This is a genomic window from Streptomyces sp. NPDC014891 (assembly GCF_043081085.1).
Lineage (GTDB): Bacteria > Actinomycetota > Actinomycetes > Streptomycetales > Streptomycetaceae > Streptomyces.
On record NZ_JBIBWF010000009.1, the window covers coordinates 352,059 to 365,189 of the forward strand.

At 75.2% G+C, this 13,131-nt stretch carries 11 protein-coding genes and 1 riboswitch; of the genes, 2 read left to right on the plus strand and 9 right to left on the minus strand.

Annotation, left to right across the window (positions count from 1 at the left end; genetic code table 11):
- Position 1 precedes the first annotated feature (1 nt).
- The 7 genes from ACF09E_RS26155 to ACF09E_RS26185 form a co-directional block, all read right to left on the minus strand.
- Positions 2 to 1,429: a cobyrinate a,c-diamide synthase gene (locus ACF09E_RS26155; RefSeq protein WP_392207523.1), complete on the minus strand. Its 1,428-nt coding sequence runs from the start codon at positions 1,427 to 1,429 to the stop codon at positions 2 to 4.
- Complete coding sequence (gene cobO / locus ACF09E_RS26160; protein WP_361859541.1) at positions 1,423 to 2,031, minus strand: cob(I)yrinic acid a,c-diamide adenosyltransferase; 609 nt, start codon at positions 2,029 to 2,031, stop codon at positions 1,423 to 1,425. The genes ACF09E_RS26155 and cobO overlap by 7 nt, the downstream gene beginning before the upstream one ends.
- On the minus strand, positions 2,031 to 4,205 hold the full coding sequence (locus ACF09E_RS26165) for a putative cobaltochelatase (RefSeq protein ID WP_392207525.1): 2,175 nt from the start codon (positions 4,203 to 4,205) through the stop codon (positions 2,031 to 2,033). Before ACF09E_RS26165 ends, cobO begins: the two co-directional genes overlap by 1 nt.
- Before the next feature lie 63 nt (positions 4,206 to 4,268).
- The gene (locus ACF09E_RS26170; RefSeq protein WP_392207527.1) at positions 4,269 to 5,777 is read right to left on the minus strand and encodes a cobyric acid synthase; all 1,509 of its coding nucleotides are present in this window, start codon (positions 5,775 to 5,777) and stop codon (positions 4,269 to 4,271) included.
- The gene (locus ACF09E_RS26175; RefSeq protein ID WP_392207529.1) at positions 5,774 to 6,763 is read right to left on the minus strand and encodes a cobalamin biosynthesis protein; all 990 of its coding nucleotides are present in this window, start codon (positions 6,761 to 6,763) and stop codon (positions 5,774 to 5,776) included. The genes ACF09E_RS26170 and ACF09E_RS26175 overlap by 4 nt, the downstream gene beginning before the upstream one ends.
- Before the next feature lie 30 nt (positions 6,764 to 6,793).
- Positions 6,794 to 6,936: riboswitch (cobalamin riboswitch) on the minus strand.
- 71 nt (positions 6,937 to 7,007) lie between these two features.
- A complete protein-coding gene (locus tag ACF09E_RS26180) occupies positions 7,008 to 7,229 on the minus strand; it encodes a hypothetical protein (protein ID WP_073917272.1) in 222 nt (73 codons plus the stop codon).
- Positions 7,230 to 7,241: 12 nt separating this feature from the next.
- Positions 7,242 to 8,510, minus strand: a complete 1,269-nt coding sequence (locus ACF09E_RS26185; RefSeq protein ID WP_392207531.1) for an anion permease — start codon at positions 8,508 to 8,510, stop codon at positions 7,242 to 7,244.
- A 418-nt stretch (positions 8,511 to 8,928) separates the two neighbouring features.
- On the opposite strand from ACF09E_RS26185, the gene ACF09E_RS26190 reads away from it, so the two are divergent.
- Complete coding sequence (locus ACF09E_RS26190; RefSeq protein ID WP_392207533.1) at positions 8,929 to 10,056, plus strand: alpha/beta hydrolase; 1,128 nt, start codon at positions 8,929 to 8,931, stop codon at positions 10,054 to 10,056.
- Between the two features lie 76 nt (positions 10,057 to 10,132).
- Positions 10,133 to 11,542, plus strand: a complete 1,410-nt coding sequence (locus tag ACF09E_RS26195; RefSeq protein WP_392207535.1) for a hypothetical protein — start codon at positions 10,133 to 10,135, stop codon at positions 11,540 to 11,542.
- 47 nt (positions 11,543 to 11,589) lie between these two features.
- Here ACF09E_RS26195 and ACF09E_RS26200 read toward each other — a convergent pair whose 3' ends face one another.
- Together ACF09E_RS26200 and ACF09E_RS26205 are read right to left on the minus strand one after the other, a co-directional pair.
- The gene (locus ACF09E_RS26200; protein WP_361861545.1) at positions 11,590 to 11,991 is read right to left on the minus strand and encodes a VOC family protein; all 402 of its coding nucleotides are present in this window, start codon (positions 11,989 to 11,991) and stop codon (positions 11,590 to 11,592) included.
- A gap of 65 nt (positions 11,992 to 12,056) precedes the next feature.
- Positions 12,057 to 12,947 carry a neutral zinc metallopeptidase gene (locus ACF09E_RS26205; RefSeq protein ID WP_392207537.1) on the minus strand — a complete coding sequence of 297 codons (891 nt, stop codon included), beginning with the start codon at positions 12,945 to 12,947 and terminating at the stop codon, positions 12,057 to 12,059.
- Positions 12,948 to 13,131: the final 184 nt, after the last annotated feature.

The window sequence follows — 13,131 nt, forward strand, 5'->3', positions numbered from 1 at the left end:
CTCACCTGCAGTGCTCCACGCCGCACCGCTCCACGAAGCGCGCGGCGACCTCCGGGGACCCCGCCCAGTGGGTGTGGACGTAGCTGGCGTGCACCCCGCCCTGCACGAAGCCCTCGACCCTCCGCTCGGGCTGCCGCAGCCCCCACGCGGCCGCCGCCCCGGCGCCCGGCTCGATGACGGTCCGGTGGAACTCGTGCCCGCGCATCCGCGCCCCGGCGGGCGCGAGCACGCTGTCGCTCACCGCGACGGCGTCCCGGTACCCGAGGGTGAGCCGCCCGGACATCCGCGCGTCCGCGTCGAGCACCCCGCACATGGGAGTGCCGTCGAGCGACCGCGCGAGATACAGCAGCCCGGCGCACTCTGCGGCGACGGGCGCGCCGGACGCGGCGAGCGCGGCGACCGCCTTCCGCAACGGCTCGTTGGCGGACAGCTGCTCCCCGTACATCTCCGGGAACCCGCCGCCTATGACCAGCCCGGACGTCCCCTCGGGCAGCTCCTCGTCCCGCAGCGGGTCGAAGGTCACGACCTCGGCGCCGGCGGCCCGCAGCAACTCCGTGTGCTCGGCGTACGAGAAGGTGAACGCCGCCCCGCCCGCGACGGCGACGACCGGCCTGCCACCGGACCCGCCCGCGGCCCGGGCACCCACCGCGGCACCGGCACCGGCGGCACCCCGCGCGTCCGCGCCCCGCGGGCGGTCCGCCCACGCGCCGTGCGGTTCCCACGCCTCGGCGGACAGCACGGGCGCGCTGCGCGCCAGCGCCAGCAGCGCCTCCAGATCGCATCCCGCGCGGACCTGCTCGGCCTGCGCGGCCACCGCCTCGACCGCCGCCGCCTGCCGCTCGGCGACCGGCACGAGCCCCAGGTGCCGCGACGGGGTCGCGACGGCGGGAGCCCGCCGCAGCACCCCGAGCACCGGCACCCCCGACTCGCCGAGCGCCTCCCGCAGCAGGTGCTCGTGCCGGTCCGTCGCGACCTTGTTGAGGATCACGCCCCCGATCCGCACCTCCGGGTCCCAGGACGCGAAGCCGTGCACGAGCGCCGCCACCGAACGCGACTGCGAGGACGCGTCGACGACCAGCACCACCGGCGCCTTCAGCAGCTTCGACACCTGGGCGGTGGAGGCGAGTTCACCCTGGTCGGCCGCGCCGTCGTACAGCCCCATGACCCCCTCGACGACCGCCAGGTCGCAGCCGCGCGCCCCGTGCTCGAAGAGCGGCGCGACCAGCCCCGTACCGCACATGTACGCGTCGAGGTTGCGGCCCGGCCGCCCCGTGGCGAGCGCGTGGTACCCGGGGTCGATGTAGTCCGGCCCCACCTTGTGCGGCGAGACCGCCAGACCACGGCCGGCGAACGCGGCCATCAGACCGGTCGCGACCGTGGTCTTGCCCGCGCCCGAGGAGGGCGCGGCGATGACGAGACGTGCTACCACTCGATGCCCCGCTGGCCCTTCTGGCCGGCGTCCATCGGGTGCTTGACCTTGGACATGTCGGTGACGAGGTCCGCGAAGTCGACCAGCTCCTGCGGCGCGTTGCGGCCGGTGATGACGACGTGCTGGTGCCCGGGCCGGTCGCGCAGCACCTGGACGACCTCGGCCGTGTCGATCCAGCCCCAGTGCAGCAGGTACGCGAACTCGTCGAGGACGTAGAACGTGTACTTCTCCTCGGCGAGGTCCCGCTTGACCTGCTCCCAGCCCTCACGCGCCTTGTCCTCGTGAGACTGCTCGCCCTCGGCGACCTCGCGCTGGATCCAGGACCAGCCCTCGCCCATCTTGTTCCAGGTGACCGTGCCGCCCTTGCCCGTCTCGCCGAGGGCCTTCAGGGCGTTCTCCTCGCCGACCCGCCACTTCGCGGACTTGACGAACTGGAACACCCCGATCGGCCAGCCCTGGTTCCAGGCGCGCAGCGCCATCCCGAACGCGGCGGTGGACTTCCCCTTGCCGACGCCCGTGTGCACCATCACCAGCGCGCGGTTGCGGCGCTGACGGGTGGTGAGACCGTCGTCGGGAACGACGGTCGGCTGTCCCTGCGGCATTAAGCGGCCCTCCATGCTGACGCCGGCTGTGCGGAGCGCACCGACCGGACTGACTGTGCTGCCTGACCCGTCCGGGGCGCGTGCCCCGCTTCCCGTACGTCCCGGACCAGGCCCGCGATCGCGTCGGCGCGCAGCTCGTCCAGGGTGACGGCGGTGCCGCCGAGTTCACGGGCGAGCTGCCCGGCGAGCCCGAGCCGCACCGGTCCGGTCTCGCAGTCGACGACGACCGAGGCGGTGCCGTCGGCGGCGTGCAGCCGCGCCGCGCGGGCGGCGAGCGCCACCGGGTCGGCCCCGCCGCCGGTCGCCCGCCCGTCGGTGACGACGACGAGCAGCGGGCGGCGCGAGGGGTCCCGCAGCCGCTCGACGCGCAGGACGTCGTGGGCCTTGAGGAGACCCGCGGACAGCGGGGTGCGGCCGCCGGTCGGGAGCTTCTCCAGCCGGGCGGCGGCCGCGTCGACGGACGAGGTCGGCGGCAGCGCGACCTCGGCCTCACGGCCCCGGAAGGTGACCAGACCGACCTTGTCGCGCCGCTGGTAGGCGTCGAGCAGCAGCGACAGGACGGCGCCCTTGACGGCGCTCATCCGCTGCCGCGCCGCCATCGAACCCGAGGCGTCGACCGCGAAGAGCACCAGGTTCCCCTCGCGCCCCTCCCGGGTCGCCTGCCGCAGGTCGTCCCGGCGCACGACGAGACCGGGCCCGGTCCGTCCGCGCGCCCGCTGGTGCGGTGCGGCGGCCTGCACGGTCGCGGCCAGGTGCAGCTTGGTCAGCGCCCCCCGGGGACGGGTCGAACCGGTGGTCCGGCCGTGCTCGGTGCGGGCCCGGGAGCGCCGTCCGGCCGCGCCCTCGCCCAGACCGGGCACGCTGAGCACCTTCGTACGGAAGGGCTCGCAGGCGGCGACGGCCGCGCGCTCACCGGCACCGGCCCCGGCGCTCTGCGGAGCGGGAGCGGGTGCGGGTTCCTGCCCGGCCGGGGGCGCGGGCGGCGCGGACTCCTCGGGAGCGGGGGAGTGCTCGGCGGCGGGACCCTCGCCCTGCGGGGGCACCCCTCCGCCGGGGCCGCCGTCCCCCGGGCCGCCGTCACCGGGACCGCCGTCACCGGGACCGCCGTCACCGGGACCGCCGTCCCCCGGCCCGTCAGGCTCGGGGTCCTCGTCCGGCTCCTGGCCCTTGAACTCCTCCAGGGTCTCGTCGAGCTTCTCCTCGTCGAGGCCGGGGGCGTCGAAGGGGGAGCGGCGGCGACGGTGGGGGAGCGCGAGGAGCGCGGCCTGCCGCACGTCCTCGGAGTCGACCTCGGTGCGGCCGGCCCAGGCGGCGAGCGCGGTCGCGGCGCGGGCCATCACGATGTCGGCGCGCATGCCGTCCACCTCGAACGCGGCGCAGGTGGCGGCGATCTGGAGCAGGACGCCGTCGCCGAGCGTCACCCGGGGCAGCAGCTCCCGCGCCGCGACGATCCGCGCGCGCAGCTCCGCCTCGTCCGCGGCCCAGCGGCCGGCGAAGGCGGCGGGATCGTCCTCGTAGGCCAGCCGGCGACGGACGACCTCGACGCGCTGCTGCGGATCGCGCGACGCGGAGACCTCGACGGTCAGCCCGAACCGGTCGAGCAGCTGGGGCCGCAGCTCGCCCTCCTCGGGGTTCATGGTGCCGACGAGCAGGAAGCGGGCGGCGTGCCGAACCGAGACGCCCTCGCGCTCGACGTGCGAGGCGCCCATGGCGGCCGCGTCGAGGAGATGGTCGATGAGGTGGTCGCTCAGCAGGTTGACCTCGTCGACATAGAGGATCCCCCGGTGGGCGGCGGCGAGCAGTCCCGGCTCGAAGGCCTTGACGCCGTCGGCGAGGGCCTTCTCGATGTCGAGGGATCCGACGAGCCGGTCCTCGGAGGCGCCGACGGGCAGCTCGACCATCCGGGCCGGCCGCTCGGTGCCGGGCGCGGTCCCGTGCGGCCCGTCGGGGCAGCCGGGGTCGGGGGCGCCGGGGTCGCAGCTGAACCTGCAGCCCGCGACCACGGGCACGGCGGGCAGCAGCTCGGCCAGCGCGCGTACGGCGGTGGACTTGGCCGTCCCCTTCTCGCCCCGCACGAGCACACCGCCGACGGCGGGGCTGACCGCGTTCAGCAGCAGGGCGAGCCGCAGGTCGTCCATGCCGACGACTGCGGTGAACGGATACCGGGTGCTCATCGGCCGGTCACTCCTTCGGATCGCTGATGTTCGGACGACGGACGGCGACCGCCGGGGCGGGGCTCACGGCGCACCCGGCGGCACGAACGGAAGGCCCCGCGGAGCCCCCTCCTCGATGAGCCGGAGCAGCGCGTCCGTGTCCGCGTGCTCCTCGATCAGGTCCCCGAGCCGGTCGAGCTGCTCCTCGCGGAGGGCGCCGAAGGAGGTGTCGGGGGCGGGCGTGAAACGGCGGCCGGCCGCCGCGGCGACCTCCCGCAGGAACGCCCGCCGGAACCCGTCGCTCTCCAGCGAGCCGTGCCAGTGGGTCCCCCAGACCGCGCCCACCCGGCACCCGTCGAGGAAGGGTTCGCCGCCCAGCACCTCGGCGACCCCGTGGTGGATCTCGTACCCCTCGACGTGCTCCCCGAGCGCCTCGCCGACCGGTCGGGCCAGGGTCTTCTCGCGTGCGAAGCGGACCCGCACCGGCAGCAGGCCGAGCCCGTCGACGGACCCGGCGCGGGACTCGACCTCGTCCTCGATGTGCTCGCCGAGCACCTGGAAGCCGCCGCAGACGCCGAGCACCGGCCGGCCCTCGGCCGCCCGCCGCGCCAGGGCGTCGGCGAGACCGCGCTCGCGCAGCCAGGCGAGGGCCTTGACGGTGCCGCGGGTCCCCGGCACGACGACCAGGTCGGCGTCGACGAGCTCCTCGGCCCGGTCCACGAACCGGACCACGACGCCCGGCTCGGCGGCCAGCGCGTCCACGTCGGTGAAGTTGGACATCAGGGGCACCGCGCAGACCGCGACGCGCAGCACGTCCTCGCCGACCGGCGGCGCGACGACGGACTCGCGCACCGCGCCCCGCAGCGAGACCCGGAGGCCGTCCTCCTCGTCGATGCCGAGCCCGTGGGCGTACGGCAGGACGCCGAAGGTCCGCCGGCCGGTGAGTCCGAGCAGCATGTCGAGGCCCGGTTCCAGCAGCGTCACGTCGCCGCGGAACTTGTTCACGAGGTAGCCCGCGACGAGCTCCTGGTCCTCGGGGGCGAGCAGCGCTGTCGTGCCGAAGAACTGGGCGAAGACCCCGCCCCGGTCGATGTCGCCGACCACCACGACCGGCAGCCTCGCCGCCCTCGCGATCCCCATGTTCACGATGTCGGTGCGCCGCAGGTTGATCTCGGCCGGGCTGCCCGCGCCCTCGCAGATCACCGCGTCGTACGTGCTCCGCAGCTCCTCCAGGCAGGCGAGGACCGGCTCGAAGAGCTCCTTCTGCCGCCCTCCGTGGTAGCCGCGGGCGCTCAGCTCGCCGACCGGCCGGCCCATCAGGACGACCTGGCTGGACCGGTCGCTGCCGGGCTTGAGCAGCACGGGGTTCATCAGCGCGGTGGGCTCCACCCGCGCGGCCTGCGCCTGCATGGCCTGGGCGCGGCCGATCTCGGCGCCCTCCCGGGTGACGAAGGAGTTGAGGGACATGTTCTGCCCCTTGAACGGCGCCACCTTCAGGCCCTTGCGGACCAGCCAGCGGCAGATGCCGGCCGTCACGACGCTCTTGCCCGCGTCGGACGTGGTCCCGGCGACGAGCAGACCCCCGCCCCTCACGCGTTCCTCCGCTTCCGGGCCGGCGCGCCCAGGGCGCCGGATATCAGTCGGCCGCCGGCACAGACGGCCAGCGTGAGTGCGGTGACCCGCCGGGACAGGCGCACGGCCCGGTCGATGTCGGCCACCTCCACGTCCCGCCCCCCGCCGTTGAGCACCGGCCGGTGCTCGACCCGGCCGCCGTACGCCAGAGTGCCGCCGAGGCGTACGCCGAGGGCGCCCGCGAAGGAGGCCTCGACGGGGCCCGCGTTGGGGCTGGGGTGCTTCGCCGCGTCGGCCCGCCAGGCGCGCAGGGCCCCGCGCGGGTTCCCGCCGGCGACGCTCGCCAGGGCGGCCGTCAGCCGGGCCCCGGGCCAGCCGGCCACGTCGTCGAGGCGGGCCGAGGCCCAGCCGAAGCGGCGGTGCCTGGGCGACCTGTGGCCGACCATGGCGTCGAGGGTGTTCACGGCGCGGAAGCCGACGAGGCCCGGGACGCCCGCGACCGCGCCCCAGAAGAGCGCGCCGACCACGGCGTCGGAGGTGTTCTCGGCGACCGACTCCACGACGGCGCGGGCCATCGCGGGTCCGTCCAGGGACTGCGGGTCGCGTCCGCAGAGGTGCGGCAGCCGTTCCCGGGCCACCTCCAGGTCGCCGGCGGCGAGCGCCCCGCCGATGGCCCGGGCCTCCCGCCCCAGGGTCGTACCGCCGACGACCGCCCACACGGAGGCGGCGGTCAGGGCGACGGCGGCGGCCGGCCGGTTCCGTACGGCCCGGGCGGCGAGCGCCCCGAGGGCGACGGTGGATCCGGCGCAGACGGCGGTGTGCAGGGCGCCCCAGCCGCGGTGGTCGTGGTGCAGGCGGTCCTCGACCGCGGCGGCCGCCCGGCCGAACGCGGCGACGGGATGCCCGCGGCGGGGGTCGCCGACGAGCAGGTCGACGGCGAGACCGGCGACCGCGCCGTACGCGAAGACGCCGGGGGAGGTGAGGCCGGTTCCGCTGCGGCCGGGCATGGCGCATGTCCTCACTCAGGGTCCGCGCCCTGGATCGACGTGACCGGCGGCGAGAGTTCCTGACTCCCGGACCCTCGGATCCGGTCACAGTGGCGGGACCGCGCCGGATTCGCACCGGACTTCCTCTGCTGCCGCCGTAATGGCCCCGGCAGTCCACCACGCCCCGAGAACAGCCGTCAACTCACCCTTGACCTGCGCCGGGTCACTGTGCGGAGCACCACAGACACGACGGCGGGGCGGACCGTCAGACGACGATCAGGTAGATGCCGTACGCGACGGCCGCCGCGCACAGCGCGAAGCAGGCGTACGCGGCGGTACGGGCCAGAGCCGCGGAGCCTCCGCGGGCGGCGGCCTCCTCCTGCTTGGTGAGGCCGACGATGCCGAGGGTGAAGAGGCCCACGAGCGCGACGGTCGCCACGAGGCTGACTCCGAAGACGGAGCCGAGAGCTGCCCAGTCGATCTTCATGTCGTTCGTTCCTTAGACCGCGGCGGCGGGGGCCGGGGGAGCGGTCGGGTCGGTGGGGGCCGGCGCGGGGATGGTCGTCCGGAGCTCCTCGTCCGCGACGGCGGCGACGGAGCCGGCGGGCGGCGGCGGGGTGACGGCGGCCATGGCGGTGGTCACGACGCCCGCGGGCTCGCCGTCGAGGTCGTCGTCGGTGACGTTGTTGTGGTCGACCGGCTTGCGGCGGGAGAGCGACCAGATGACGCCCGAGCCGACGACCAGCAGGACGGCGACGGCGGCGATGCCCCAGGGGCCCTGCTTGGTGAGGAACTCTGCACCGGCGCCGACCAGGGCGGCGGCGGGCAGGGTCAGACCCCAGGCGACGAACATCCGGGTGGCGGTCGACCAGCGGACGACGCCGCCCTTGCGGCCGAGACCGGCGCCCATCACGGCACCCGAGCAGGACTGGGTGGTGGAGAGGGAGAAGCCGAGGTGAGAGGAGGCGAGGATGACCGTCGCGGCGCTGGTCTGGGCGGCGAAGCCCTGCTGCGGCTGGAGGTCGGTGAGGCCCTTGCCCATGGTGCGGATGATGCGCCAGCCGCCGAGGTACGTGCCGAGGGCGATGGCCACACCGGCGGAGACGACGACCCACAGCGGGGGGTTCGAGCCCGGGGCGACGACACCCTGGGTGACCAGGGCCAGGGTGATGATGCCCATCGTCTTCTGGGCGTCGTTGGTGCCGTGGGCGAGGGAGACGAGACCGGCGGAGGCGATCTGGCCCGCCCGGTAGCCCTTGGCCGTGGCCTTCGCCTCGGGGTTGGCCTTGATCTTGTACGTCAGCCGGGTGGCGGCCATCGCGGCGAGGCCGGCGACGAGCGGCGCGGCGACGGCCGGGATGAGGACCTTGGTGACGATGGTGGGCCCGTTCACGGCCGACCAGCCGGCCGACATGACCGCGGCGCCGATGAGGCCGCCGAAGAGGGCGTGGGAGGAGCTGGACGGGAGTCCGAGCAGCCAGGTCAGGAGGTTCCAGAGGATCGCGCCCACCAAGGCGGCGAAGATCACCTCTGTACGAATGCCCTCTTCGTTGATGATCCCGCCGGAGATCGTCTTGGCGACCTCCACGGACAGGAACGCGCCGACGAGGTTCAGCACGGCGGACATGGCCACCGCCGTCTTCGGCTTGAGCGCACCGGTCGAGATGGTGGTGGCCATCGCGTTCGCGGTGTCGTGGAAACCGTTCGTGAAATCGAACACGAGAGCTGTCACGACCACAATGGCGAGCAGCAGCGTGATGTGTTCCATTTACCCAGGCAATCGTTTGAGGTCAGTGGCGGGACGAACGTAAGCAACCTGGGTGAACGGAAGGTGAACTGGGTCAGGCGTTGTGGTGTCCCGAACCGGCGTCCGGGGATTCCGCTTACGCCTCCCCGAGCTCCGCTGTCCAGCATGCGGTCACCCCGCAACCCCGGGTAATACCGGTCATCACCGGGCACATGCGACCCACCCCCGTCCCCCCGCCGTCCACCGGTTCCGCCCCCTGGACGGAACCATCCGACCGGGGGACCCCGCCGACGAGACCCAGGTCACCCTCCGGAGGGTCTCCCGGCACCCGGAACGGCCCCGGACGAGAAGCCGCCGACGGCCCCTCCGGGCGCCCCTCGGTCGGGCCGTCCGGGTCCCACCGGTGGCAGACCGCCCCCGTCCTGCCGAGACTGGGAGCGTGCGCCCGGCTACAGCGACGGCAGCGGCCGTCACCACCCTGATCGGTGTCGGCGCGGTCGCGTTCGCGGCCGGCCGGTACGCCAGCGACGCCGCCCTCAAGGCGCCGTCCGTACGTCCCCTGCCCGGGGACCCCAGACTCACCGTGCACGCCACGGGTCCCGACCGGATCACGCTCACCCGCAGCCTCGCCTCGCTGCGCCCCGGGACCTACGGCCTGGAGGGCCACGGCCAGCACGCCGTCACCGGCCCCGTCCTCGACCGGGTCCCGCACACCGCGGACACCGTCGTGCGGCGCCTCGAACGCGTCGAACGCGGACTCCTCGGCCCCGGCTCCCGCGTCCGCCTCACCCCCCAGCTGCACATCGGGACGCCGACCACCGCCCTCGGGCTCGCCCACGAGGACGCCGAGATCCCCGGCGAACTCGGCCCCCTGCCGGCCTGGCTCGTCGCGGCGCCCCGCACCCTCTGGGTGATCGCCCTGCACGGGCTCGGCGGCACCCGCGAGCACCCGCTGAACGTGGTCCCCTTCTACAACCGGCGCCACGTCCCCGTCCTCGTCCCCGCCTACCGGGGCGACGAGGGGGCCCCCGCCTCCCCGGACGGCCTCGCCCACCTCGGCGACTCCGAGTGGCGCGACGTCGACGCCGCCATCCGCTACGCCGTCCACCGGGGCGCCGCGAAGGTCGTCCTGCACGGCTGGGGGACCGGCGCCTCGATGGCCCTGCGGGCCGCCGCCGAGTCGGGGGTGCGCGACCGGATCGCCGGCCTCGTCCTCGACTCGCCCGTCCTGGACTGGGAGGCGACCCTCCGCAACCTCGCCGCCGCCCGCCACGTGCCCGCCCCCCTGCTCCCGCTCGCCGTCCGGGCCGCCCAGGGCAGGACGGGGCCGCACGGCGACCTCCTCGAAGCCGTCTCCGCGCCCGGCGCGCTGCGCGTCCCCGTGCTCCTCGCCCACGGCCCCGACGACACCGTCGCCCCGTGGGAGCCCTCCGTCGAACTCGCCGCCCGCCGCCCCGATCTGGTCACCCTCCTGACCGTCCGGAACGCCCCGCACACGGCGATGTGGAACGCCGACCCGGTCCGCTACGAGGAGGCCCTCCGCCGCTTCCTCACCCCGCTCCTCTAGGCGGCGCGCGCCGCGCCGGGGACGGCGCGTCCGATTCCGATTGGGCTTTCGGGCCGTCAGCGGGAAGACTGCCCCCGTGACGTCTCGAAAGCCCGATGGCAACTCCAGACTCCGACTCGTCCGCCCGCGGGCGCTGGCCACCGCCCGACGGGCCGTGACGACCCGGCGCACCCGGCCGGCGCCGCGGCCGCCCGAGGGCACCCCGCCCCGCGCCGAGCTGGCCCGCCAGGCCCGGCACGTCCTCGCCGACGCGGTACGGATCGCCCGCTGGGCCGCCGTCGAGCGCGGCGCCGTCGCCGCCCCCAGCGGCCCGTCGGCCCCCTCCGCGCAGGAACGGGCCGCCGTCGCGCTGAACCTGACACCCGGCCAGGTCCGGGCCGGCTGGGACCGTGCCCGGCTCGCCGGCCTCATCGAGCTCCACGGCGACACCGCCCGCCCCGGCTGGCGGCTGCAGGCCTGGGACCGCGACGACTCCGCCGTGCTGCGCGGCTGGGTCGCCCTCTTCGACGCCTGGTCGCTGGTGCACCCGGCCCCCGAGGGCGTCGAGCCGAGCGCCGTCGCCGAGGTCGTCGAGGCCCTCCCGCAGGTCCTCTCGCTGCTCCAGCTCTCCCAGGGGCCGGTCCTCGTCCCCGTCCTGCTCGACCTGCTCGGCCAGCGCGTCGAGGAGCTGCGCGGCGAGCGCTGCGAGGTCCCGGGCGCCGAACAGGCCGCCGCGGCCCCCGACGCGCCCGCCGCGAGCGGCACCGGCACCGACGGGCTCCCCGCCCTGCTCGACTGGGCGCTCGAAGGCCTGGCGGCCGTGGGAGCGCTCACCCTGGACGCCGGTTCCGAGGGCCGCCACGCCACCCTGACCCCCCTCGGCAACTGGGCGGTCTGGGTCAAGCTGGAGCAGATCTGCGTCGCCGCGCAGAGCCCCGCCGGGAACATCGAGCAGTCCGCCGGGGACATGCTCCGCGGCTGCGCCCGCCTCACCCCCGGTCCGGCCCGCGCCGAGTACCGCGCCTGGCTCGCGGCCCGCACCCTCTCCAGCGCCGTGGCCGAGCTGCTCGCCGTCGCCCGCGGCGAGGACGCGCTGCTGCGCGGACTCGCCTTCGAGGCCCTGCGGGTCGTCGGCGCCCCCGCGGAGGCCGAGGTGCGGGCCACCGTCGCCGAGCCCTCCCTGCGGCCGTACGCGCTGCTCTGGCTCGCCGAGTACGAGGGAGCCGACCCCGACGACGCGCAGGAGGTCCTCACCCGCGCCGAGTCGACCTGGCTCTGGGTGGACACGGCCGCCGCGGTCGCCGACCACGGGGAGAGCGAGCTGCTCGTCCGGCACCTCGACTCCGCCGTGCAGGGCACCGTCCCGGCGCTCCTCGACGAGATCCGCGCCGTCGGCCACCCCCGCACCGTCCAGGTCCTGGTCGCCCTCGCGGCGGCCCACCCGGACCCGGCCCTGGCCAAGGCCGTCCGCCGGGCCGCCTTCCAGGTCCACACCGGGGGAGCCTGACCCCCCCCCGGGGGACGGTCGAACACGGGTGAGCCCCCGGCGCGCGGCTACTCCGCGGAGCCGGGGGTGTACGTCCCGAAACTCCAGACGTTGCCCTCGCGGTCGCGCGCCATGTAGTCCCGCGAGCCGTAGTCCTGGTCCGTGGGCGGCATCACGATCTCGACGCCGTGGGCCACCGCCCGCGCGTGGTGGTCGTCGACGTCGTCCACGTGCACGAAGACGCCGACCGGACCGGCGCCGGCCATCAGCTTGTCGAACTCGCTGCCGGTGCCCTTGCTGCCCAGCATCACCATGCCGTTCCCGTACGACAGCTCGGCGTGCGCCACGCGCCCGTCCTCCGTCTCGTACACGGCGTCCGCCCGGAAGCCGAAGCCCTCCGTCAGGAGGGTGATGGCCGCCTTGGCGTCCTGGTAGGTCAGCGTGGGACAGACGTGGGGTGCCTCGGGCATCCCGATCACTTCCTCTCGGTCCGGTCGCGGGCGACCGGGTCTGGGTCCGCGGGTTCCGCCGACGGTCAGCGGAAGGTGTTGCACCGGGCCATGTCGCCGGTCCGGTAGCCCTCGTAGAACCACTGCTGGCGCTGGGCCGCGGAGCCGTGGGTCCAGTTCTCCGGGGTCACCCGGCCCTGGAACCGCTCCTGGATCCGGTCGTCGCCGACCGCGGCCGCCGCGTCCAGGCCGTCCCGGATGTCCTCGTCCGTCAGCCGGGTCAGCAGCGGCCGGCCCGTCCGGTCGTCGGGCGTGGTGGTGGCGTGCCGGGCCCACACGCCCGCGTAGCAGTCGGCCTGGAGCTCGACCCGCACGGCGTTGGAGTCCGCCCCGGTCCGCCCGTCCTGGGCGCGGCTGAGGGTCCCCATCAGGTTCTGGATGTGGTGGCCGTACTCGTGCGCGACCACGTAGGCCTGGGCGAAGGGTCCGCCGGTCGACCCGAACTTGGTGCGCAGCTCGTCGAAGAAGCCCAGGTCCAGGTAGACCTGGCGGTCGCCGGGGCAGTAGAACGGCCCCACCGCCGAGGTCGCCGAGCCGCAGGCCGTCGGGACGCGCTGGCTGAACATCACCGTGGCGGCGTTCCCGTAGGTGCCGCCCCGGCGCGCGTACTCGCTCCGCCAGAAGTCCTGGACGCTGTTGACGACGGCGACGATCCGGCAGTCCTCGCGGGTGTTGGCGTCCGAACCCTTCTTGCAGGTCTGCGTCACCTGGGCCGCGGAGGAGGCGCTGGCCGCCGGTTCGTCGCCGCCCGAGGAGAGTCCGAGCTGATCCGGTCCCACGCCGAGGAACAGCCCCAGGATCAGGGCGATGAAGCCGATGATGCCGCCGCCGACGGTGGCCTTGCCGCCCGGGATGCGGCTGCTCCGGACGTCCTTGACCTCCGAGGTGTCCAGGTCGGCGTCGTCGTCGAACTGCACGGTCCACCACCCTCCGCGTCACTGCCGCGGCAGTGGCCGCCGCCCTGCGCCGAGTATCAGCCGATCTTCGCACGCCCGCCCCTTTTGTTCAGCGAGGCCGGTTATGTGAGAAAGCTCCGATCGGGCCTCCGGGACCCGCATGGCCGAAAAGCAGTTGCAGGGGGCCGTTAGACTGGCCGCATGG